24 protein-coding genes are annotated in these 21,971 nt (G+C 68.4%); 6 read left to right on the top strand and 18 right to left on the bottom strand.

The window, feature by feature from the left end; genetic code table 11:
* Positions 1 to 5: 5 nt before the first annotated feature.
* The gene (locus V5F63_RS03325) at positions 6 to 1,826 is read right to left on the bottom strand and encodes an ABC-F family ATP-binding cassette domain-containing protein (protein WP_394029478.1); all 1,821 of its coding nucleotides are present in this window, start codon (positions 1,824 to 1,826) and stop codon (positions 6 to 8) included.
* A 139-nt stretch (positions 1,827 to 1,965) separates the two neighbouring features.
* Positions 1,966 to 2,145 carry a YdcH family protein gene (locus V5F63_RS03320; protein ID WP_024277333.1) on the bottom strand — a complete coding sequence of 60 codons (180 nt, stop codon included), beginning with the start codon at positions 2,143 to 2,145 and terminating at the stop codon, positions 1,966 to 1,968.
* A 201-nt stretch (positions 2,146 to 2,346) separates the two neighbouring features.
* Here V5F63_RS03320 and V5F63_RS03315 point away from each other — a divergent pair, with 201 nt between their 5' ends.
* A complete protein-coding gene (locus V5F63_RS03315; RefSeq protein WP_024277332.1) occupies positions 2,347 to 2,553 on the top strand; it encodes a YdcH family protein in 207 nt (68 codons plus the stop codon).
* 95 nt (positions 2,554 to 2,648) lie between these two features.
* On the opposite strand, the gene V5F63_RS03310 is transcribed toward V5F63_RS03315, so the two are convergent.
* Positions 2,649 to 3,134: a peroxiredoxin gene (locus tag V5F63_RS03310; RefSeq protein ID WP_209487696.1), complete on the bottom strand. Its 486-nt coding sequence runs from the start codon at positions 3,132 to 3,134 to the stop codon at positions 2,649 to 2,651.
* 94 nt (positions 3,135 to 3,228) lie between these two features.
* The gene (locus V5F63_RS03305; protein WP_394029479.1) at positions 3,229 to 3,981 is read right to left on the bottom strand and encodes a protein-disulfide reductase DsbD domain-containing protein; all 753 of its coding nucleotides are present in this window, start codon (positions 3,979 to 3,981) and stop codon (positions 3,229 to 3,231) included.
* Positions 3,982 to 4,307: 326 nt separating this feature from the next.
* Here V5F63_RS03305 and V5F63_RS03300 point away from each other — a divergent pair, with 326 nt between their 5' ends.
* Positions 4,308 to 4,925 (top strand): YqgE/AlgH family protein, encoded by a 618-nt coding sequence (locus V5F63_RS03300; RefSeq protein WP_209487694.1) that lies wholly within the window; start codon positions 4,308 to 4,310, stop codon positions 4,923 to 4,925.
* A gap of 122 nt (positions 4,926 to 5,047) precedes the next feature.
* Here V5F63_RS03300 and V5F63_RS03295 read toward each other — a convergent pair whose 3' ends face one another.
* The 3 genes from V5F63_RS03295 to V5F63_RS03285 all read right to left on the bottom strand — a co-directional run bounded on the left by V5F63_RS03295 (position 5,048) and on the right by V5F63_RS03285 (position 8,001).
* Entirely contained in the window at positions 5,048 to 6,421 is a 1,374-nt protein-coding gene (locus V5F63_RS03295) for a cell wall hydrolase (RefSeq protein WP_245327346.1), read from the bottom strand.
* A 124-nt stretch (positions 6,422 to 6,545) separates the two neighbouring features.
* Positions 6,546 to 7,523: a methylmalonyl Co-A mutase-associated GTPase MeaB gene (gene meaB / locus V5F63_RS03290; RefSeq protein ID WP_394101571.1), complete on the bottom strand. Its 978-nt coding sequence runs from the start codon at positions 7,521 to 7,523 to the stop codon at positions 6,546 to 6,548.
* Positions 7,524 to 7,668: 145 nt separating this feature from the next.
* Positions 7,669 to 8,001 carry a YMGG-like glycine zipper-containing protein gene (locus V5F63_RS03285; RefSeq protein WP_209487692.1) on the bottom strand — a complete coding sequence of 111 codons (333 nt, stop codon included), beginning with the start codon at positions 7,999 to 8,001 and terminating at the stop codon, positions 7,669 to 7,671.
* A gap of 290 nt (positions 8,002 to 8,291) precedes the next feature.
* Between V5F63_RS03285 and V5F63_RS03280 the strand changes: the two genes are divergently transcribed.
* Positions 8,292 to 8,633: a rhodanese-like domain-containing protein gene (locus V5F63_RS03280; RefSeq protein ID WP_394029482.1), complete on the top strand. Its 342-nt coding sequence runs from the start codon at positions 8,292 to 8,294 to the stop codon at positions 8,631 to 8,633.
* A 68-nt stretch (positions 8,634 to 8,701) separates the two neighbouring features.
* Here V5F63_RS03280 and leuB read toward each other — a convergent pair whose 3' ends face one another.
* From leuB to V5F63_RS03240, 8 genes are all read right to left on the bottom strand, one after another.
* Positions 8,702 to 9,814: a 3-isopropylmalate dehydrogenase gene (gene leuB / locus V5F63_RS03275; protein ID WP_209487690.1), complete on the bottom strand. Its 1,113-nt coding sequence runs from the start codon at positions 9,812 to 9,814 to the stop codon at positions 8,702 to 8,704.
* Between the two features lie 136 nt (positions 9,815 to 9,950).
* Positions 9,951 to 10,802: an SDR family NAD(P)-dependent oxidoreductase gene (locus tag V5F63_RS03270; RefSeq protein ID WP_394101570.1), complete on the bottom strand. Its 852-nt coding sequence runs from the start codon at positions 10,800 to 10,802 to the stop codon at positions 9,951 to 9,953.
* Positions 10,803 to 10,829: 27 nt separating this feature from the next.
* On the bottom strand, positions 10,830 to 11,684 hold the full coding sequence (gene yddG / locus V5F63_RS03265; RefSeq protein WP_394101603.1) for an aromatic amino acid exporter YddG: 855 nt from the start codon (positions 11,682 to 11,684) through the stop codon (positions 10,830 to 10,832).
* Between the two features lie 19 nt (positions 11,685 to 11,703).
* Positions 11,704 to 12,126: a (deoxy)nucleoside triphosphate pyrophosphohydrolase gene (locus V5F63_RS03260; RefSeq protein WP_394101569.1), complete on the bottom strand. Its 423-nt coding sequence runs from the start codon at positions 12,124 to 12,126 to the stop codon at positions 11,704 to 11,706.
* Between the two features lie 9 nt (positions 12,127 to 12,135).
* Positions 12,136 to 12,468, bottom strand: a complete 333-nt coding sequence (locus V5F63_RS03255) for a type II toxin-antitoxin system PemK/MazF family toxin (RefSeq protein WP_394101568.1) — start codon at positions 12,466 to 12,468, stop codon at positions 12,136 to 12,138.
* Positions 12,468 to 12,758 carry an AbrB/MazE/SpoVT family DNA-binding domain-containing protein gene (locus V5F63_RS03250; protein WP_394101567.1) on the bottom strand — a complete coding sequence of 97 codons (291 nt, stop codon included), beginning with the start codon at positions 12,756 to 12,758 and terminating at the stop codon, positions 12,468 to 12,470. The genes V5F63_RS03255 and V5F63_RS03250 overlap by 1 nt, the downstream gene beginning before the upstream one ends.
* Before the next feature lie 54 nt (positions 12,759 to 12,812).
* Positions 12,813 to 14,054, bottom strand: coding sequence for a bifunctional glutamate N-acetyltransferase/amino-acid acetyltransferase ArgJ (argJ, locus tag V5F63_RS03245; RefSeq protein WP_394101566.1), 1,242 nt, complete (start codon positions 14,052 to 14,054; stop codon positions 12,813 to 12,815).
* 114 nt (positions 14,055 to 14,168) lie between these two features.
* Positions 14,169 to 14,657, bottom strand: a complete 489-nt coding sequence (locus V5F63_RS03240) for a hypothetical protein (protein ID WP_209487685.1) — start codon at positions 14,655 to 14,657, stop codon at positions 14,169 to 14,171.
* A gap of 167 nt (positions 14,658 to 14,824) precedes the next feature.
* On the opposite strand from V5F63_RS03240, the gene V5F63_RS03235 reads away from it, so the two are divergent.
* Positions 14,825 to 15,259 (top strand): YciI family protein, encoded by a 435-nt coding sequence (locus V5F63_RS03235; protein WP_209487684.1) that lies wholly within the window; start codon positions 14,825 to 14,827, stop codon positions 15,257 to 15,259.
* Here V5F63_RS03235 and V5F63_RS03230 read toward each other — a convergent pair.
* Positions 15,253 to 16,188: a 2-hydroxyacid dehydrogenase gene (locus V5F63_RS03230; protein WP_394101602.1), complete on the bottom strand. Its 936-nt coding sequence runs from the start codon at positions 16,186 to 16,188 to the stop codon at positions 15,253 to 15,255. The genes V5F63_RS03235 and V5F63_RS03230 overlap by 7 nt on opposite strands.
* A gap of 383 nt (positions 16,189 to 16,571) precedes the next feature.
* On the opposite strand from V5F63_RS03230, the gene V5F63_RS03225 reads away from it, so the two are divergent.
* Together V5F63_RS03225 and V5F63_RS03220 are read left to right on the top strand one after the other, a co-directional pair.
* Positions 16,572 to 16,949, top strand: coding sequence for a response regulator (locus V5F63_RS03225; RefSeq protein WP_209487683.1), 378 nt, complete (start codon positions 16,572 to 16,574; stop codon positions 16,947 to 16,949).
* Positions 16,950 to 16,975: 26 nt separating this feature from the next.
* Positions 16,976 to 17,383, top strand: a complete 408-nt coding sequence (locus tag V5F63_RS03220; RefSeq protein WP_394101565.1) for a response regulator — start codon at positions 16,976 to 16,978, stop codon at positions 17,381 to 17,383.
* Positions 17,384 to 17,449: 66 nt separating this feature from the next.
* On the opposite strand, the gene V5F63_RS03215 is transcribed toward V5F63_RS03220, so the two are convergent.
* Both V5F63_RS03215 and V5F63_RS03210 read right to left on the bottom strand, forming a co-directional pair.
* Positions 17,450 to 20,629 (bottom strand): efflux RND transporter permease subunit, encoded by a 3,180-nt coding sequence (locus tag V5F63_RS03215; protein WP_394029487.1) that lies wholly within the window; start codon positions 20,627 to 20,629, stop codon positions 17,450 to 17,452.
* A gap of 12 nt (positions 20,630 to 20,641) precedes the next feature.
* Positions 20,642 to 21,859 carry an efflux RND transporter periplasmic adaptor subunit gene (locus tag V5F63_RS03210; RefSeq protein ID WP_394101564.1) on the bottom strand — a complete coding sequence of 406 codons (1,218 nt, stop codon included), beginning with the start codon at positions 21,857 to 21,859 and terminating at the stop codon, positions 20,642 to 20,644.
* Positions 21,860 to 21,971: the final 112 nt, after the last annotated feature.

The following is a 21,971-nucleotide window of genomic DNA, read 5'->3' as shown; positions in this document are numbered from 1 at the left end:
GCGGCCTACCCTTCCAGTTCCTCCTTGAGGATTTCGAGCCGCAGCCATTCCTCTTCCGCCGCATCCAGGGCCGCCTGAGTTTCGGCGAGGGCCGCCGAGGCCTTGTCGAAGCGCGCCGGGTCGCGGGCATAGAGCGCGGGGTCGGCGATCTCGGCGGCGAGCTTCTCCAGCCTGGCGCGCAGGTCGTCCATGGTCTTCGGCAACGTCTTGAGCGCGTGCTGCTCGTGGAAGGAAAGCCTGCGCTTGGCCGCGCCGGCGGGCGTCCTGCCGGCCTCGGGCTTGGACTCGCCGGCCTTGGCCTTCTGCGCGGGCGCGCCCTTGTCGCGCGCCTCCACGCCCCGGCCGCGCTGGGACAGCATGTCCGAATAGCCGCCGGCATATTCGCGGAACACGCCATCCCCTTCCGCCATGATGACGCTGGAGACGGTGCGGTCGAGGAAGTCACGATCGTGGCTGACGAGGATGACGGTGCCGGGATAGTCCGCCACCATCTCCTGCAGGAGATCGAGGGTTTCGAGATCGAGATCGTTGGTGGGCTCGTCCAGCACCAGCACGTTGGAGGGCAAGGCCAGCGCCCGCGCCAGCATCAGCCGGCCGCGTTCGCCACCGGAGAGGACGGAGAGGGGTGCGTTGGCCTGCTCAGGGGTGAAGAGGAAGTCCTTCAGATAACCCATCACGTGCTTGGGCACGCCGCCCACCTGCACCTGGTCGGAGCCGCCGCCGGTGAGGGCGTCGCGCAGGGTGGTGCCGGGGTCCAGCGCCGCGCGCTTCTGGTCGAGGCTGGCGACTTCGAGATTGGTGCCGAGTCGCACCGTGCCCGAATCGGGGGCAAGCTCGCCGGTGAGCAGCTTGATGAGGGTGGTCTTGCCGGCGCCGTTGGGGCCGATGATGCCGATGCGGTCGCCGCGCAGGATACGGGTGGAGAAATCCTTCACCACCGCGCGGTCGCCGAACGACTTGGCGATGTGCTTCGCCTCGATGACCAGCTTGCCCGAGGCCTCGGCCTCGCTCACCGCCAGCTTGACGTTGCCGACCGCGCGACGCTCCTCGCGCCGGTCCTTGCGCATGGAATGCAGAAGGCCGAGGCGCCGCACGTTGCGCTTGCGCCGGGCGGTGACGCCGTAGCGCAGCCAGTCCAGCTCCGCGACGATCTTGCGGTCGAGCTTGTGGCGCTCGGTCTCTTCCTGCTCCAGCACGTCGTCGCGCCACGCCTCAAAGGCGCCGAACCCCTGCTCCAGCCGCCGCGTCTGCCCGCGGTCGAGCCACACGGTGGCGCGGGAGAGGGTTTCCAGGAAGCGCCGGTCATGGCTGATGAGCACCATGGCGGACTTTAAGCCCCTCAACTCGCTTTCCAGCCATTCGATGGCCGGCAGATCGAGATGGTTGGTGGGCTCGTCCAGCAGGAGCACGTCCGGCTCCGGCGCGATGACGCGCGCCAGAGCGGCCCGGCGGGCCTCGCCGCCGGAGAGGTGAGCGGGGTCTTCCTGTCCGGTGAGGCCCAGCTCCGTGAGGAGATATTGGGCGCGATAGGCATCGTCGCCCGGCCCGAGACCAGCTTCCACATAAGCGAGCGTCGTCGCATAGCCGGCAAAGTCCGGCTCCTGCGGCAGATAGCGCACCGTGCAGCCGGGCTGGAAGAAGCGCGTGCCGGAATCCGGCTCGATCAGCCCCGCCGCCACCTTCAGCAGCGTGGACTTGCCCGAGCCGTTGCGACCGACGAGGCACACCCGTTCGCCCGCCGACACGGAAAGCTCCGCGCCGTCGAGCAGGGGGGTGGCGCCGAAGCGCAGATGGATGTCCTGGAGGAGAACGAGCGGAGGAGCCATGGGGCCGGATTAAAGCCCAATGGCCCGGAACGCAAAGGCCGTTCGCGCGGAACGCCGCTTTGCGCCGCTCGTCTCACAGGACGCAAAGATGAGCGCGTCGCACCGTATTACACGGGCGGCGAGCACATCTCGCGAACCATCAATGTACGGTGGACGTCGGATTCAGCTTCGACATCTGGTCCTTGAGAACCAGCTTCTTGCGCTTCAGCTCTGCGACACGAAGAGGATCCGAGGCGGGGCTGTTCATTTCGCGGTTGAGCTCCTGCTCGATGGCCGCGTGACGCCGCTTCAGTTCCTGAAGGTGCGACTGGATGGACATTCTTAGCCACTCCCTGTCTGCAACACGACATCAGTCTGTCATGGAGCCAACCAAGAGTCGACCGCCTTGTCGAGCGACTTCTCAAGCCGCTTTCCGCCCCTCCGGCGACCTCCCATCTTGCGGCGCGGCAAGCCCGTGCCATAGTCATTCCAAATGGGGGCGAGTGGGCGGCGGACCCGCACGCCGGTGACAGGACCGGGCATGACGAGCGACGAGGAACGGGATCTCAAGGTCCACCTGGAACGCCTGAAGCAGGAGCATCGCGATCTCGATGCAGCGATCGAGGCGCTCACCAGCGTGTCGGGATCGGACATCCTGCAGATTCAGCGGCTCAAGAAGCGCAAGCTGCAGCTGAAGGATCGCATCGGCCAGATCGAGGACGAGTTGTTCCCCGATATCATCGCCTGAGCGGAGGCGTGGGGCGGGCGCGAGGCCGGGCCTCCTGAGGAGGCGCCGGTGCGCGGACGCCGGGCGTGCCCGGCATCCGTCAGTCGCACGGAAAATCAGAGCTGGGCGAGCAGCGCGGTGGCGCCGGAGGCGTCGGCCTTGGAGGGCACGTCCTCGACATTGAGCGTCTTCACGACGCCATCCTCAACCACCATCGAATAGCGCTTGGAGCGCACGCCGAGGCCGGCGGCCGAGCCGTCGAAGGTGAGGTCGAGCGCGGTCGCGAAGGATGCATCGGGATCGGCCAGGAACAAGATCTTGCCGTCGGAGCCGGACGCCTTCTCCCAAGCGCCCATGACGAAGGGGTCGTTCACCGAGACCACGGCAATGGCGTCCACGCCCTTGGCCTTGATGGCGTCGGCCTCGTGCACATAGCCCGGCAGGTGGTTCTTGTGGCAGGTGGGCGTGAAGGCACCCGGCACCGCGAACAGCACCACCTTCTTGCCCGTGAAGATCTCGTCGGTGGTCTTCGGCACCGGGCCGTCCTCGGTGGGAACACGGAAGGTGGCGTTGGGCAGTTTGTCGCCGACCGAAATGGGCATCGTCTTCTCCACATATTTGGGCGTTCGCGCCCGCGCCGACAATACGGCCTTTTGACCGGGAGAAAAGCGCCCGCGCAGGCTGAAGCGTCCGAACTCAGCGCGGCGGAATGGGCGGGACGGGAACGGTCGTGACGATGGCCTTCGGGCCGTCCACGAGGGTCAGGGTGAGCGGCGCGCCTGAGGGCTCGGTCCCGGCGGGAATCCCGTCGAGAGGCAGGTCGAAACGGGCGGCGCCGTCCGGCAGCATGGTCTTCTGCGGCAGCGGCAGCGCCCAGCGCGCGGGCCCCTCGGCAAAAAGGTCAGCCTTGGGGTTCTGCGCCTTCACCTCGATGACGACACGGGGCGGCGTGGCGGACGCATCGAGCGCGACCGCTTGAATGGATGTGGGCTCCGCCACGCCAAGCGGGCGCTCCACCGGGAGGGCCGCGCGGGCCGCCGCGATGCGAGTCGCCTCGGCCCCCGCATCGCCGCCGAGGGCAATGGCGAGGTCGGCGCGCGCGGGCATGCACAGCGCCTCGCACACCGCGAAATCCAGCGCGAGAGCAAGCCGGGCCGGCTTGTCCTTGTCCTTCAGTTCCACCTTGAGCGGGAACAGCACCGACCCCTTGTAGCCGATGGCAAAGCCCCCGCCCCCGTCGGCGAAACGCTTGGGCGCCGGCCATTCCATCGTCACGCGCGCGATGTTCTCCGAGCCGCTCCAGTCCAGCGTCGGGGGCACGCCGCTGTCGCCGGGATAGCGCCAGTAGGTCTTCCAGCCGGGCGCGAGCTTCAGCTCGATGCCCGCATCCGCGTTGATGCCGGAGACGGCACCGGCCATCAGGATCACATCGGCGCCCGGAACCTTCACCGGCGGCGCGCTCGCGGCCCGAGAGGCAGGCGATAGGACAGCAAGCATCGCGCAGGCGAGGGATGCGCGGGCAAGAAGGCGGCGAGACGGGCCGCGAGACGATGATGAGAAGGCGGCCGCGCGCAAGGCGCCGGGGAAGCGCGGAGGGGTCGATGTCATGACCTTCCGGGTACCTTCTCGCGGCCCCGACGCAAAGCCCCATGCCGTCCCCATGGCGCGCACAAGCGTGTGAGCCGCCCCGGGCAGCCGCGCCGGCGGGGCGCGTCAAAGCCGCCGGCGTTGCAATCCGCATTTCCAAGACGGCCGAACGGCGGTACCCTTTCTCCATGACTGCGAGCCAGAACCACACGATCGACGGCGGGGGGTCGGGTTTCCTCGATGGGCAGATGCTCATCGCCATGCCGACCATGCGCGACGAGCAGTTCGCCCGCACCCTCGTCTACATGTGCGCCCACTCTCCGGAAGGAGCCATGGGCATCGTGGTGAACCAGCCGGCGAGCCACATCGACTTCACCGACCTCCTCGTCCAGCTGGACGTGGTGCCCGCCTCCGAGCGCATCCTGCTGCCCAGGAGCGCAGGCACCGTCAAAGTGCTGCGCGGCGGGCCGGTGGAGACGGGACGCGGCTTCGTGCTGCATTCGGCAGACTATTTCGTCGAGAATTCCACGCTGACCATCGACGACGGCATCTGCCTCACCGCGACGCTGGACATCCTCAAGGCCATCGCCGGCGGGCACGGACCGCGCAGCGCGGTGCTGGCGCTCGGCTATGCCGGATGGGCGCCGGGCCAGCTCGAAACCGAGATTCAGGCCAACGGCTGGCTCAACTGCCCGGCCGACGCGGACCTGATCTTCGGCGCGGGTGTGGAGACGAAATACGACAGCGCGTTGCGCAAGCTCGGTATCGTGCCGGGCATGCTCTCCAGCGACGCCGGCCACGCCTGACGGCGCCTCGCGCGGGGTTTGTCGCCTTTTCGCTCAAGCGCCGCGCAGGCTTCTTGCGTTGCCTCGCTCAAGCGCCGCGCGGGCTGGAGGGGGCGCCGCTCAGGCCGGAAAGCGGGCATAGCTCAGTAGCTGTCGCCCCAGCGGCGCGGGCGGTAGAAGGTGTGGACGCCGATCTTGTCCAGCTTCCGCATCTCCCGCACCCAGCTCGGATGCACCCAATAGGCGTGGTAGTGGGTGGCGCGACCGATGGAGGCGAGCCAGAGCTTGCCGTCCAGCATGTCGGCGGCGATGTCCTTGGCCTGCACCCACATGTCCGGCTCGCGCACCACATCCTTCACGTCATCGCAGGCGAAGGTGAACTGGCAGGCGAGGTGCCTGTGGGCGTTCTGGTAGACCGCCCCACACACGTCGTTGGGGTAATAGCCGGAGAACACCCGGTTCACGATGACCTGCGCCACCGCGATCTGGCCCCGCTTGGGCTCGCCGCGGCTCTCGAAATAGATGGCTTCCGCCAAACACTTCTGGGCCCGCGCCAGCTTCTCGCCACCGAGCTCCAGCCGCTGGGCCGGCGAGGGCCAGATGCCGTCGCTGGGCGCGGTCTCCAGTTCCACGGTGCTGTCTGGCGAGACGAGGTCCGCCTCGCCCTCGGCATGCGGGGACGGATGCGGCACATAGCCTTGCTCGGCGAGGGCCGCATACTGGAACGCCAGGGCCGGAAACAGCACCGGATCGCGGCTGAACACCGCCACCGGGTCCTGATGCGGCACGGGACGCACGAGTTCCGTACCACCGCCAAAGTCGTTGATCGCGTCTTCCGGCGCATCCTCGCGCGCCAGTGCCTCGGCAGCGCGGCGGGCCCGTTCCAGATCAGCCGGCACCTCTTCCGCCGCGGCGACCCGCGCGGCATCCTGGATGAGCGGCAGTTCGAGGACGATGTCGAGCGCCAGCTCAAGATAGGCGCCCGACATGTCGTGGTGGCGCGGCGGCTCGGCGGTTTCGCTCTCCGACAGAACCAGCGGCGGGGGAAAGGCGAAGGCGTCGTCATCCGCCGGGCTGGCGGCGGGCGATGAAGAGAAAGAAGCGGAGGCCAGCGCGGGCGCGATGAGGTCGGACGGTTCGACGCCCGTTCCCACGCCTTCCCGAGCACCATCCTCGCCCGCAACCTCCATCACCGGCTGGGCGGCAACGGCCGCGGCGCGCGCACTGTCGTCGGAGACCGGCGCGAGGGAGGCAGTGACGATGGCGCCGGGTGCGACAACACGGCGCGCCGGCTTTGCGGCCTCGGCGCGCGCCTCCTTCGGAACCTCCGGCAGGCCGGTACCGACCGGCTGGGGCAGATCGAGCGTGGCGAGCTTCAGCGCCCGCGCGGAACCCGGCCAGAGGCCGAGACCTGAGCCCGCCGTCGCGCCCTTCGGCGCCCGGCCGGATGCATCGTCAGCCCCTGCCCCGCAAGGCGTTGCGATGATGAAGGCGGTGGCGACGAGAAACGGCGACAAAGCCCGTCCGGCCCTCGGCCATCGATCCCGACAAATTCCCATGCGCCAGCCCTTGCCGAGACTTCATGTCCCCAATAGGGCGCCGGACCGTTGCCGGCCGGCGACACGCAAGAGCATTGTCCAATCAGTCTTGCCTGGAGGTTAATTCCCGCGCCAGCTCCGCTTCGCGGGCGAACGGGCCTTCCGAACGCCGGGGGATTTTGCGTGCCCGTGCAAGGCCATGAGTGCCGAAGCGCACGCGCACCGCCTCCTCCACCCATTTGTCCTCCTGCAACGCACGCTGCGCCGCGCGGCGGTCTCCCGCGTCGAGAAAGGCGCCATGGGCCGCGACCGCCGCCTCGAAGGCGTCGAGCCCCTCCCCGGTCGAGGCCGACAGGCGGATCACCGGCACCGTCCAGCCGGCGGAGGCGGAACCGGCCAGCGACAGCGCCCCGGCAACCTCGGAGGCGGCGCGGCGGGCAACCTCGGTCATGTCGGCCTTGGTGACGACGATGATGTCGGGCAGTTCCATGACACCCGCCTTCATGAACTGAAGGCTGTCGCCCGAGGCCGGCTGGATGCACAGCACCACCGTGTCGGCGACGAGAGAAATGTCCGCCTCCGACTGGCCAACGCCTACGGTCTCGACGATCACCAGATCGTAGACGGCACGCAGCAGCACCACGGCGGCGATCGAATCATCGGAGAGGCCGCCGAGCCGGTCGCGCGCGGCCATGGAACGCACGAACACGCCCCGGTCGTCGGGATCGGTCTTCATCCGCGCCCGGTCGCCGAGCAGCGCACCGCCGGTGCGCCGCGACGACGGGTCCACCGCCAGCACAGCCACCGTGCGACCCGCCGCGCGGGCGCGGCGGACCAGTGCGTTGGTCAGGGTCGATTTGCCGACGCCGGGCGGCCCCGTAAGCCCCAGCACGTCAGCCCGGCCGGCGCTGGCGGCGGCATCAAGCAGCGCCACGAGGTCGGGCTGGCCGCGCGCCGTCTCCACCAGCGCCAGCGCGCGGGCGACGGCGCGTTTTCCCCCGGCGGCCAGCGTGGCGAGATCGGGCACGATGGAGGTGCGGGGGCGGTCTGGGGCGTCGGCGGGAGCAGGCTCGGGCGGCATGGCGTCAATCTATCTGCCGCACTGCGGGAGGCAACACAGCCGTGCCCGCGCCAACGGAAAAAGGCGCCGGCAAAAGCCGGCGCCTCTCCCACTGATCGGATCCGTGCGGGGGAACGGAACCGATCAACAGTCCTGAGATCGAAGATCAGCCGCAGTAGCCGCGCGACACCTTGACCACGTTGCCGTTGGTCTGGCGCAGGTAGCAGCGGCCGTTGTTGCCCCAGAAGTAGTAGGCGCGGCGCTGGTCCTGCTGGTTGCCGATGATGGCGCCGGTGGTGCCGCCGATAATGGCACCGGCCGCGGCGCCGCCGGCATTGCCTGTCACCGCGCCGCCGATCAGCGCGCCGGCCGTGCCGCCGATGAGCGCACCGCCCACGGTGTTGTTCTGGGCACTGGCGGTGACGGCGGAGCCGGCAAGGAGGGCCCCGGCCAGGGTGAAGGCGGTGAACGCGCCGAAGGCGGCTTTACGGGTCGACATCTTGATCCTTTCCGCATCCGCCGGGCGTCGGCCCGCGGCGTGCTGCGATGGCACCTGATCTAGCAAAGGCCACATGAACGCCAGATGAGCGGGTCGTTCGGGCGGCATGCAGCTTCGTCCAAGGTTCGAAGCCCGGCAAGCCGGCCTCGGGCACCTCCCCGGCGCAGCGGCGCGGCCAAGTGCGGGAACAGCTCTTGCATCTGCAACAGCTCTTGCATCCGCAAGGCGCTCCGGGCAGGCTCGCGCGCCCGGTACGAACCGGCTCACAGCTTCGTGTTCAGGACAGGTCAATGAGTGAACGCAACCCCTTCGGCGGGACCATCAGCCACCTCTCCCCGTCGGAGGTCCGACAGGGTCTCGCCGATGGCAGCATCCTTCTCGTGGACGTGCGGGAGCCGAACGAGATTCAGGCCGAGCGCATTCCCGGCGCCGTCAGTTTTCCGCTGAGCACCTGGAATCCGGCCGCTCTGCCCGACCCGGCGGGCAAGCGCCTCGTCTTCTCCTGCCGCTCCGGCCAGCGCTCGCAGCAGGCCGCCGCGGCCGCGCAGAAGGCGGGGCTCGCCTATGAGGAGCACATGAAGGGCGGCATCCTCGGCTGGCGCGAGGCCGGCTTCGACGTGGAGCGCGGCTGAGGCGCGCGCTGCTTTGACCCTCCGGACGGGCCGGAGGGTCAAAGCACTTGGAATTGGAGCACGACCGCTCAGGCGGTCGCGGCGTCCAACTCGGCGATGATGGCCTTGCCCATCGCCTCGGTGCCGATGGTCTCCATGCCGGGCGCGGCGATGTCGCCGGTGCGCTTGCCGGAGGCGAGCACGCCCGCGATGGCCTGCTCGATGCGGTCCGCCACGGCGCCCTCGTTGAACGAATAGCGCAGCGCCATGGCCAGCGAGCCGATCATGGCGATGGGATTGGCGACGCCCTTGCCGGCGATGTCGGGGGCGGAGCCGTGCACCGGCTCGTAGAGCGCCGCGCGCTTGCCGGTCGCCGCATCCACCGCGCCCAGCGAGGCGGAGGGGAGCATGCCGAGCGAGCCGGTGGCCATGGCGGCGAGGTCGGAGAGGATGTCGCCGAACAGATTGTCGGTGACGATCACGTCATACTGCTTGGGCCAGCGCACGAGCTGCATGGCGAGCGAATCCGCCAGCGCGTGCTCCAGCTCCACATCCTTGTAGGCGCGGGCGTGGAGGTCGGTCACCACCTGCTTCCAGAGCACGCCGGAGCGCATCACATTGTGCTTCTCGGCGGAGGTCACCTTGTTGCGGCGGGTGCGGGCCAGCTCGAAGGCCACGGCGGCGATGCGCTCGATCTCGTAGGTGTCATAGACCTGCGTGTCGATGGCGCGCTTCTGGCCGTTGCCGAGATCGGTGATGGTCTTGGGCTCGCCGAAATAGACGCCGCCGGTCAGCTCGCGGACGATGAGAAGGTCGAGCCCCTCCACCACCTCGCGCTTGAGGGACGAGGCATCCGCCAGCGCCGGATAGCAGATGGCCGGGCGCAGGTTGGCGAACAGCTGGAGGTCCTTGCGCAGGCGCAGCAGGCCCGCCTCGGGGCGCGCCTCATAGGGCACGTCCGCCCACTTGGGGCCGCCCACCGCGCCGAGCAGGATGGCATCGGCCGCCTTGGCGCGCACCATGGCGTCCTCGGAGATGGCGGCACCGTGCGCGTCATAGGCGCAGCCGCCGACCAGATCCTCCTCGATGGCGAAGGAGGCGAGGCCCGCCTGCTCGAGCCACTGGGCCACCCGTTTCACCTCGGCCATCACTTCGGGGCCGATGCCGTCGCCGGCGAGCAGGAGGAGCTTGTGGGTGGCCATGGGTCGTTTCCTCGGGTCTTGATTTACGCTGCGGCATCGCGCCGTTTTTCAGGCCGCCCTGAGGGCGGCGGCTCGGCGCGGAGTGCTAGGGCCTCGCCGGGCCGATGGCAAGGAGGATCACGTCCGCCGGCACTGTTCAGACCCCTTTCACGAATGCGGCGAAAGCCTCCGCATGGTCCTTGTGCCAGCGCGACAGCGGCGGCCGGTTCTCGATGATGTCGCCGGCCGCCCAGGCGATGCGCTTCTCGTCGAGCGCGCGAGGCACGTCATTGTCCGGGCAGAGGATGTAGAAATCCCCGGCCTCCAGCTTCTCCAGCAGGAAGTCCACGGTCTGCGCGGCGGTCCAGGCCCCCGCCGGCTTTTCCGTTCGCCCGCCGGCCGCCAGCGGGGTGAAGACGAAGCCGGGGATGAACAGGCGGGCGGACACCAGGCAACCCGGCGTGTTGCGCAGTTCGTGCTCCAGCGCCTCGGTGAAGGCCTTCACGCCGGCCTTGGACACGTTGTAGGCCGGGTCGCCCGGCGGGGTGGTGATGCCCTGCTTGGAGCCGGTGTTGACGATAAGGCCCGGCCGGCCCCGTGCGATCATCTTCGGCCCGAACGCGCGGCAGCCGTGGATGATGCCCATGAGGTTCACGCCCAGCACCTTCTCCCAATTGGCGAAGGGGCCGAAGATGGCACTGCCCGGCTGCAGGCCGGCATTGTTCATGAGGAGGTCCGCGCCGCCGAAGCGCCCGGCGACGATTTCTTCCAGCCGCTCCAGATCCTCCGGCCGGCTGACGTCGGTGGCGACGGCGAGAACGTCGCCGGCCCCGCCCGGCGCCACGGCCGCCACCCGAGCCGCGGCGGCATCGAGCTTTTCGCCGGGCAGGTCGGCGATGGCCACCTTCAGCCCGCGCGCGGCGAGCTTTTCAGCGGCAGCGAGCCCGATGCCGGAGGCACCGCCGGTGATGACGGCGACGGCGCCGGACGAGAGCGCGGGATGGGTCATGGCGGGTCTCCGTTCAGGTTCGCGCGGTCAACGCCGTGTGGCGACGAAGGCTCCGCCGACGATGAGCGCGCAGGCCACCGCCAGCGCGAGGGACGGCGCCGAGAAGCCGGTTGCAACCAGCAGCAACGTGGACAGCACCGGCGCCGCATAGGAGGCGACACCCAGAAGGCGCACGTCTCCCCGCTTCATGCCGATGTCCCAGGTGTAGAAGGCGAGCCCCACCGGACCGATGCCGAGCAGCACCACCGCCGTCCATTCCCCCGTCGAGGCGGGCCACACCGTCTCCTCCCACGCGAGATGGCAGAGGCCGGCGAGCACCGCCGTGGCGAGGCAGAAGCCGGCGACGGCCTGGGTCGGCACATCGGCGAAATGGCGCGAGGCGACCGAATAGGACGACCAGATGAAGGCGCAGGCGAAGGCGGCGAGATAGCCCGGCAGGAACCGCATCTCGATGCCGGTGAAGCCGCCCTTGCCGGCGAGCAGCACCACCGTTCCGGCGAAGCCCATCAGCGCGCCGATCACATGCACGCGCCTCAGCCCGCCGCCCGGCAGGAAGGCGGAGAGCAGCACGATCAGCAGCGGCCAGAGATAGGCGATCAGCCCCGCCTCGGCCGCAGGCGCCAGCTTCAAAGCGGTGAAATAGAGGAAATGGTACCCGAACAGCCCGCCCACGCCGTGGAGATAGGCCAGCGGCCGCTGCTTCAGCACGGAAAGCCCCGGCCCGGCGAGCGCCGCGCCCAAGCCGACCGCCCCGCCGATGCCGAAGGTCAGCGCCGTCAGCAGAAAGGGCGGCACCTTCCCGGTCGCTGCCGTGAAGAAGGCGAGCGTCGCCCACAGCAGGATGGCGAGGAAGCCGATACGGGTCGCCGTGGCGGAGGACATGCCGGAAGACATGGAGCGATCAGGGGCCGAGGAGGTCGATGAGCGCGGGAATCAGCGGCTCGTCGGCCGGCGGCATGGGAATGTCGCGCAGGCGGCCGGCCCGCAGCCATTGCAGCGCCTGATGCTCCTTCTTCTGGATCACGCCCTCCCAGCGGCGGCAGATCCAAAGCGGCATCAGGAGGTGGAACGTCTCGTAGGGGTAGCTGGCGAAGGTGAGGGGCGCGAGGCAGGCCTCCTTCACCGTGACACCCAGTTCCTCGTCGAGCTCGCGGATGAGGGTCTGCTCCGGCCGCTCGCCGGGCTCGACCTTGCCGCCGGGGAACTCCCAGAGGCCCGCCAGCGCCTTGCCCTCCGGCCGCTGCGCCACCAACACGCGGCCGTCGCCGTCAATGAGGGCGCAGGCGGCAACAAGGGTGATCTTGAGAGGGGGGGGCGGCGACACGGCTTCGGGTCACTCCAGAAGGGTGGACAGCTTGGCGAGAACTTCGTCGACGATATGGGCCGGTGCCGCCTCCACCCGCTGCGCACGGCGGGCGCGGAAATCGAGCGAGCGGGCCTGATCGCAGCGGACAATGCCGGTCGTCTCAAGCCCCGCGCCGGTGAGTGAGACGGAAAAGCCGATGTTGCGGGCAAATCCGCCACCCGTGGTGATCGGGACCACCAGGGGTGTCCCCGTAAGGCGGTTGAACTTGCCGGGCGAAATCACCAGCACGCGGCGAAATCCCTGCTGCTCGCGTCCCTCGATAGGATCGAGCGAAACCTTGTAGATGTCGCCCCGCTCCATCAGATCAGTTCATCGCCGTGAGGACCATCCGAAGTCCAGTCATCAGTGGGCTCAGGGAGCCGGCAGGCGAGGACTGGCCCTTCCGCCTCATCGCGTGCTCGGTCATCCGCCTCCTCCGCAAGAAGCTGGTCCAGCGTGTAGCGCGGGCGACGGGAGCGCACGACGAGCGCCTCGCCCTCTACCGCAAGCTCCACGCCGGCGCCCTCGGCGAGGGAGAGCTGATCGAGAATGGCCGGCGGAATGGCGAGCATCACCGAGCCGCCGACCTTGCGCAGGTTTGCACGGGCCATGGGGAAAACCTCAGTTATATAGAAATATAACTCACTCCCAACGGCCCGCAACCCTCACGAACGGTAATCCCCGTTGATCGCCACATACTCCTTGGTCAGGTCGCAGGTCAGCACCCGGTCGGTGCCGCGCCCCAGGCCGAGGTCGACGGTGAGGTCGATCACCGCGTTCTTCATGTATTCGGAGACCGCAGCCTCATCGTAATCGGGATCGCGGGCGCCCTCGTTCGCGACGCGGATGTCGCCGAAGGAGATGGAGAGGAGGTCGCGGTCGGCGGGCTCGCCGGCCTTGCCCACCGCCATCACCACGCGGCCCCAGTTGGCATCCTCGCCGGCCACCGCCGTCTTCACCAGAGGCGAGTTGGCGATGGACATGGCGATGCGCCGCGCCGACTTGTTGGAGACGGCGCCCGTCACGGTGATGCGCACCAGCTTGCGGGCGCCCTCGCCGTCGCGGGCCACCTGCTCGGCGAGGTCCGCGAGAAGCTCGGTGAGCGCGCGCTTGAACGCCTTCAGCGCGGGATCGTCGATATCCTTCACCGTCTTCGCGCCGCGGGCCTTGGCGGCGCCGGTGGCGAACAGGAGGAGCGTGTCGGAGGTGGAGGTGTCGCCGTCGATGGTGACGGCGTTGAAGGTGGTCTTCACGCCCTTGGAGAGCAGCTTCTGCAGCACGTCGGCGGCAATCGGCGCGTCGGTGAAGACGAAGGACAGCATGGTCGCCATGTCGGGCGCGATCATGCCGGCGCCCTTGGCGATGCCGTTGATGGTCACCGGCACGTCGCCGAGCAGCACGGTGGCGGTGGCGAGCTTGGGGAAGGTGTCGGTGGTCATGATGGACCGCGCGGCATCAAGCCACGGCCAGTCCACCAACTGACCCGCCGCCTCGGTGAGAGCCGCCTCGAACTTGGTGGCGTCCAGCGGCTCGCCGATCACGCCGGTGGAGGCGAGGAACACCTCGGTGGGCTTGCAGCCGAAGGCCTGGGCGGCGAGGTCGGCGGTGAGGCTCGTCGCCTCCCGCCCCTTCATGCCGGTGAAAGCGTTGGCATTGCCGGAATTCACCACCAGCGCCCGCGCCTTGCCCTTCTTCAGTAGCTCGCGGCACCATTCCACCGGGGCGGAGGGGCAGAGCGAACGGGTGGTGACGCCCGCCACCGTGGTGCCGGGCTCGAACGCCATGGCGAGGACATCGGTGCGCCCCTTGTAGCGGATGCCCGCCGCCACCGTGGTGAAGGTGACCCCCGGCACGGGCTTGAGCTCGGGCACGAACGTCGGTGCGAGGGGAGACACGGTGGTCGACATGGGCAGTCCCCGTTGATGGCGCGTCACCTGTGCCGCAGCTTAGGGCGATAGGCAAGGGAGACGAGAGCGGGGGAGATGCCGGAGAGCACCGCCACCGCGCGTCCTCCGGGTCCTTTAGCCGCCGATCTTCTTGCCCGCCGTCCAGCAGTCCTGCACGGCACCGATGGCCTGGCCGGCATCGGTCATGTCCCAGTCGAAGGTCTTGCCGGCGATCTTGAGCGAGACCTTGCCGCCCTGCCGCAGCGCATTGAGCACCTCGTCCGTGATGAAGACCCGCTCGCGGACCCCCGGCTGGCTGGCGACGAGCTCGACCGGCTGCGACGCCTTTCCGATGTCCAGCGATCCGGAGACCTTGCTGCCCGGCTTCAGGCTGAGGTCCGGAAAGGCGATGGCCCACTTGCCGTTGGGATAATAAAGCAGCCCGACAATGCCGCTGTTGGTCTTGGTGATGCCCCGGCACAGGAAGAACTTGCCGTCGTCCAGCACGGTCTCGACCTTCCACTGGCCGAACGCACGGAACTGGGTGTTCGTCTGCTTGCCGGCCTCGGCTGCCCCCGCGGCCACGACTGCCGCCGCAACGATGGCCATTCCCCAGAAACGCATGTCATTCCCCTGAGCATCTGCCCGCCGCACCGGACCGGCGCGCCGGAGCCTGGTCGATGGCCAGGCGCGTTGCAATTCATCCTCCAAATTTGCCCGTATCGTGTCGGGGCCGGACGTCGTCCACCGTCCTTCTGGCATCGAGCCCATCCAACCTTGAGGAGAGCGACATGCGCGTGATGGTCATCGTGAAGGCGACAGCCGACAGCGAAGCCGGGCTGATGCCCGCGCCCGAGCTGCTGGAGGCCATGGGCCATTTCAACGAGGAACTCGCCAAGGCCGGCATCATGCGGGACGGCGCCGGCCTCAAGCCGTCCGCGCAGGGCAAACGCATCGGTTTCGATGGCGCCTCCCGCATCGTCATGGACGGCCCCTTCGCCGAGACCAAGGAACTGATCGCCGGCTACTGGCTGTGGGAGGTCAAGGACATGGAGGAGGCCGTCGCCTGGGTGAAGCGCTGCCCCAACCCCATGCCCGGCCCCAGCGAGATCGAGATCCGCCCGCTCTACGAGATGGAGGATTTCGGCGACGCCGTGACTGAGCAGTCCCTGGCGCCGCACGAGCGGGCGCGGGAGATCCTCGCCGGACGCGACGGGGCTCAATAGCCCCGCGTCGGGTCCACCCGGTTCAGCACTTCCTCGCCCGCCTCCACCCGCCGGATGTTTTCCGCGATCTGGGCGGCGGCGCTGGCGGGGATGGCGATGGAGGCGAGGTGCGGCGTCACCAGCACGTTGGCCATGCCCCAGAGCGGGCTTTCGGCCGGCAGCGGCTCCACCTCGAACACGTCCAGCGTCGCCTCGGAAATCTGGCCGGAGCGCAGCGCCGCGATCAGGGCGGCCTCATCCACGACCGGGCCGCGGGCGACGTTGATGAACTTTGCTCCCTTCGGCAGATGGGCCAGGCGCTCCGCATTCATGAGGTGGCGCGTCTCGCCGGTGAGCGGCAGCATGACCACGAGGATATCCGCCTGCGCGAGGAAGCCCGGCAGCGCATCGACCCCGTGGCAGGTCTTCACGCCCTCAAGCGGCTTGGGCGAACGGGACCAGCCCCGCACGTCGAACCCGTGGCGCACCAGCTCCAGCGCGGCCGTGGAGCCGAGTTCGCCGATCCCGAGCACGCCGACGCGGGTTTCTTCCGCGGTGCGCGGATGCACATAATGCCATCGCCCCTCCCGCTGCGCCCGCTCGAAGGTCGGGATGTCCCGGGCATGGCGCAGCACGCAGAACAGCACGAAGGAGGCCATCATCCGCGACATGTTGGGGTCGGACAGGCGGGTGATGGGAAGGTGCGGCAGGTCATCGCGGGCGACCAGCGCATCGACGCCGGCACCGAGATTGATCACCAGCTGGAGATTGGGAAAGCGCGCGAAGAAGCCCTGCGGCGGCTTCCAGACGAGGGCATAGCGGATGTCCGCCGCATCGCCGTCCACGGCGCCGCTCGCCACGTCGGCGATCCGCACGTCGAGGGCAGGCATCGCCGCCTGCAGGGCGGCTTTCCACTCCACGGGATCATCGAACGCGCTGTAGAACACCATCGCTCCGCGCGAATCCCGTGCCGTCACGTGCCGCCTCCCCTTGCGCTCGGTCCCAGCCGTGTCGCGCCGATCACGCGTTCGTAACCCAGCGCGCCGATCCCTGCCACAACGCCGATGACGGTCTTCTGCGCAAGCGAAGGACGGCGGCGCGGGACCGCAGAGGCACCCAGGGTCGGCGCCGAGGGCCGACGACGAGGGGCGACGATGAGGATCGGATGACAGTCTAAAGATATTGAGCGGGACTGACGATTTGACCCGCTGTATCGGGGAACCGAAGCGCGGCCCGGGCGTTTTCAAGCTGCACCTTGGAGTGGGGGGCCGCGGCGTTCTCAAGCTGCATCCTGGAATGGGCCAATGAAATGACACTTGGGGAAGCCCAGCCGATGGCGGAGCCGGTTTCTCTCACCGTGCTGTTGATCGAAGACGACGCGCTGGTCCGTATGGTCACGGCTTCCGAGCTTCGTTCCGCGGGATTGCTGGTCATCGAGGCCGCGTCGGCGGAGGAGGCGCATCAGGCTATTCTCGCCGGTCTGCACGTGGATGTGGTCTTTTCCGACGTGCATACCGAGGGCGCGCTGGACGGCTACCAGTTCGCGCTGCTGCTGAAGGCCGAGCGGCCGAACCTCCCGGTGATCCTGACCTCCGGCCAGTTCGACCGCACCGTTGCGGCCGTGGTCGCGCCGTTTCTGGCCAAGCCCTATCAGGTGGAGACCGTGCTGCAGATCATCCAGGCACAGCTCCAGGGGAAGGCAGGCTCATAAAATTCGGGATCGAGGAAAGGCGAGTGATGAACGATAACCGTCCGAACGAGCTTCCGCCCGTCGTTCTCGTGGTCGAAACCGAGATTCTCGTCCGCCACGTCATCGCGGAATATCTGCGCAATTGCGGCTACGAGGTGCTCGAAGCCGCGACCGGCGCCGAGGCCGAGATCATCCTCGAGGTCGAGGCCGAACGGGTCGAGGTGGTGCTGGCGGATGCGTCCGCCACCGGCGACCGCGAGGGCTTCGCCCTCTCTCAGTGGCTGCGCGACGCGCACCCGGAGATCGACGTGATACTGGCCGGCTCCACCGCCATGGCGGCCGCCCACGCCACCAACCTCTGCGAGGACGGTCCGGGCGTCGACAAGCCCTACCAGCCCCAGCAAATCGTCAACCGTATCAAGTGGCTGAAGTCGCGCCGCGACTCGCGACGCTGACATCTCGGTGATGAAACGAAACGGGCGGCCGAAGGGCCGCCCGTTTGCGTTTGGGTCAGGTCGTCCTCACTCCGCCGGAGCGGGATGGGACGGGGGCGGCGCTTCGGCCGCACGGCGCTTGCCGAGGGACGCGATCCAGCGCGCGAAGACGTAGAACACCGGGGTGAAGACAAGGCCGAACAGCGTCACGCCGATCATGCCCGAGAACACCGCCGTGCCCAACGCCTGCCGCAGCTCGGCGCCGGCGCCGGTGGCCCACACCAGCGGCACCACGCCGAGAATGAAGGCCAGCGAGGTCATGATGATGGGACGCAGGCGCAGCCGCGCCGCCTCCACCGCCGCCTCGCGCCGGCCGTGTCCCTGGTCCTCCAGCTGCTTGGCGAATTCCACGATGAGGATCGCGTTCTTCGCCGCGAGGCCGATGAGCACGATGAAGCCCACCTGGGTCAGGATGTTGTTGTCCTGCCCCCTCAGGATCACGCCGATCAGCGCCGCGACAAGGCACATGGGCACGATGAGGATGACCGCCAGCGGCAATGTCAGGCTCTCGTACTGCGCCGCCAGCACCAGGAACACGAACACCACGCCGAGCGCGAAGGCGAAGATGGCGGTGTTGCCGGCGCGCTGCTGCTGGTAGGCCAGCGCCGTCCATTCATAGGAGAAGCCCTGCGGCAGCACCTTGGCGGCCAGATCCTGCATGATCTGGATGGCCTGGCCCTGCGAATAGCCAGGAGCCGGGGAGCCGTCGAGCTCGGCGGTGGGATAGAGGTTGTAGCGCGGCACGCGGTAGGGGCCGGAAATGTCGCGCACGGTGGTGAAGGAGCCGAGCGGCACCGTCTGCCCGTTGGCCGAGCGCACCCGGATCGAGAGCACGTCCTTGGGGTCGAGGCGGAACGGCGCGTCGGCCTGCGCCTGCACCCGGAAGGTGCGGCCGAACAGGTTGAAATCGTTGACGTAGGACGAGCCGATATAGGTCTGCAACGCCGAGAACACGTCGGCGACGTTGACCTGGAGCAGCTGCGCCTTCTGCCGGTCGATGTCGAGGAAGAGCTGGGGCGTCGAGGTCTCGAACAAGGAGTAGACCTGCATCAGCCCCGGCGTTTGCGCCGCCGCGCCCATCATGGCGTAGGTGGCATTGCGCAGAGCGAGGAGACCCGCGCCGGAGCGGTCCTCCAGCATCATGCGGAAGCCGCCGGCATTGCCGATGCCCTGCACGGGCGGCGGCTGCACCACGATCATCTGGGCTTCCTGGATGGACGCCACCTTGCCGAACAGCACCTTCTGGATGGCGGCCGCCGTCTGGTCGGGATGCCCCGCGCGCGAAGTGAACGGATCGAGGATCACGAACATGGCGCCGGCGTTCGGGGCATTGGTGAAGGTGGCGCCCGAGAAGCCGGCGATGTTGACGATGTGGCCGACGCCGGGCGTGCCCAGCACCAGATTGCCGGCGCGCTTCATCACGTCTTCCGTGCGCTGCATGGAGGCGCCCGGCGGCAGCTGCGCGACGACGATGAGGTAGCCGCGATCCTGCTGCGGGATGAAGCCCTGCGGCGTGGTGGCGAACAGCCAGCCACCGAAGCCGACGATGCCGGCGTAGACGATGAGCACGAGGGCGACGAACCGCACGAGGCGGGCCGACATCCAGGCATAGCCGTTGCCGACCTTCTCGAAGCCCCGGTTGAACAGGCCGAAGAAGCCGACGATGGGCCGGGCGTACCACGCCGGCTTCTCGTGCTTCGACCGGTGCGGCTTCAAGAGCAGCGCGCACATGGCCGGCGAGAGGGTCAGCGAGACGAGGAGCGAGATCAGCGTCGAGCCCGCGATGGTGAGCGCGAACTGGCGGTAGAACTCGCCCGAGATGCCGGTGATGAAGGCGGTGGGAATGAACACCGACGACAGCACGAGGGAGATGGCGACCAGCGCCCCGCCCACCTCGTCCATGGTCTTGTACGCCGCATCACGCGGGGAGAGCCCCGCCTCGATGTTGCGCTCCACGTTCTCCACCACCACGATGGCGTCGTCCACCACGATGCCGATGGCGAGCACCAGGCCGAACAGCGAGAGGTTGTTCAGCGAGAAGCCGAACAGCGCCATGACGAAGAAGGTGCCGATGAGCGAGATCGGGATGGCGAGGATGGGGATGATCGCCGCCCGCCACGTCTGCAGGAACAGGATCACCACCAGCACCACCAGCACGATGGCCTCGCCGATGGTGTGCACCACCGCATCGACCGACTGCTGGATGAACTCGGTCGGGTTGTAATAGATCGCGTACTTCAGGCCCGCCGGGAAGGTCTTGCCGATGCGGGCCATCTCCGCCACCACCGCGTTGCCGGTGGCGAGCGCGTTCGACCCCGGCCGCTGGAAGATGCCGAGGTTGATGGAGATGTCCTTGTCGAGGAACGAGGTGGACGCATAGTCCTGCGCCGCGATCTCGACCCGGCCCACATCCTTCAGCCGCACCAGCGCCTGGTCGGTCTGCTTGATGACGATGTCGGAGAAGGCCTGGGGATCGGACAGGCGGCCGAGAGTGCGCACCGCGATCTGGAACGCCCGCTGGTTGGGCACCGGCGGCTGGTTGAGGATGCCGGAGGCCACCTGCACGTTCTGCGCCTTCAACGCCGCCACGACATCCGTGGTGGTGAGGTTAAGGGCGGAGAGCCGGTCCGGATCGAGCCAGATCTGCATCGCATATTCGCGCGAGCCGAACACGGTGATGGAGCCGACGCCGTCGATGCGCGACAGCACGTCCTTCACCTCGATATTGGCGAAGTTCGAGATGAACAGCGGATCGCGCGAGCCGTCCGGCGAATAGAGGCTGACCACCAGCAGAAGGTCGGGCGAGGCCTTGGCCGTGACGACGCCCACCTGCTGCACCTCGGCCGGCAGGCGTGGGGCGGCGATGGCAACGCGGTTCTGCACCTGCACCTGAGCGATGTCGAGGTTGGTGCCGATGTCGAAGGTGACGGAGATGGAGAAGCGACCGTCCGCCGTCGAGTTCGACGACAGATAGATCATCTTCTCGACGCCGTTGATCTGCTGCTCGATGGGCGCGACCACCGTCTCGGCGACGATTTCCGCCGAGGCGCCGGGATATTGGCCCGTGACCGTGATCACGGGGGGAGCGATATCCGGATACTGGGCCACCGGCAGGCGCAGGTAGGAGACCGCGCCGAGGATGATGACCACCACCGACACCACCGAGGCGAAGATGGGACGGTCGATGAAGAAGTGGGAGAAGCGCATGAGGGCTTCTCCTTACTTGGCGGCGGCGTTGGCGGAACCGGCCGGCGCACCGGCAGCGGGCTGGGCCCCGGCGGCCTGCGGCGTCACCGTCACCCCGGGACGCACCCGCATGAGGCCGTTCACCACCACCTTGTCGTCCGGCGCTAGCCCCTCGCGGATCACCCGCATGTCGCCCTGCAGCGGACCCAGGGTGACAAACTTCTGGCTGACCTTGTTCTCCGGCCCGACCACATAGACGAACTTCTTCACCTGCTCGGTGCCGATGGCGACATCCGGCACCACCAGCGCCTGATAGGGGTCGGACGACTGGAGCCTCAGGCGCGCGAACATGCCGGGGCGGAACAGGCCGTCCTTGTTGTCGAACACCGCGCGGCCGCGGATGGTCCCGGTCTCGCGGTCGACGACGTTGTTGAGGAAGTCGAGCTTGCCCTTGTGGACGAAGTCCTTGTCGTCGATCAGCCGCAGCGTCACCGGCTCGCCCTTGAAGTCGGTGCCGCCCTGGCGGCGGGTCAGGCGCAGCAGCGAGGCCTCGTCGATGGTGAACTCGAAGCGGATCGGGTCGGTGGAGACGATCACGGCCAGAAGCGTGGGAGTGCCGCCCGTGCCGCCCGTGACGTAGTTGCCGACGGACACCCGGCGGTCGCCGATCTTGCCCGACACCGGCGCCTTCACCTCGGTGAAGCCGAGGTCGAGCTGGGCGGAGCGCACCTGCGCCTCCTGCGACTGCACGATGGCGGCGGCGGTGCGCTCGGCCTGGGTGCGCTGGTCGAAGGCCTGCTTGGAGATGGCGTTGGAGGTCTTGTCCTCCAACAGCGTGCGGGCGCGCTCGAGGTCCGCTTTGGTGAAGTCGAGATTGGCCTTGGCCTGGGCGAGATTGGCCTGGGCCTGATCCACCGCGATCTTGAACGGGCGCTGGTCGATGGTGAAGAGCACGTCGCCCTCCTTCACCATCTGGCCGTCGGTGAAGCCGATCTTGTCCAGATAGCCGGAGACGCGGGCCCGCACGTTCACTTCATCGATGGCGACGAAGCGGCCGACATATTCGTCGGTGTCGGTGACGTTCGCGGACGTGGGGGTAGCCACCGTCACCTGGGGCGGCGGGGGGGCACCCTGCTGCTGCGCGGTGGGCTGGCCGCAGCCGGCGAGCGCCAGCGCGAGTGCGAGCACCGGAACGGCCGCAGCGACGGACACGGCGGGACGGGGCAGGGAAAGACGCGGGGCAGGCGACATGGGCATCCGGCTCCTGGACGGACGGGTGTCCGCGCTTGTTCATTTCGGAGAAGGTTCGGCACCTCCCGCAACCGATGAGCCGAGACCGGAAAATCGGCGGATCGATAGCACA

The organism is Xanthobacter wiegelii (genome assembly GCF_043193855.2).
In the GTDB taxonomy this organism is placed as follows: domain Bacteria; phylum Pseudomonadota; class Alphaproteobacteria; order Rhizobiales; family Xanthobacteraceae; genus Xanthobacter; species Xanthobacter flavus_A.
This window is presented reverse-complemented; position numbering and strand designations above follow the sequence as displayed.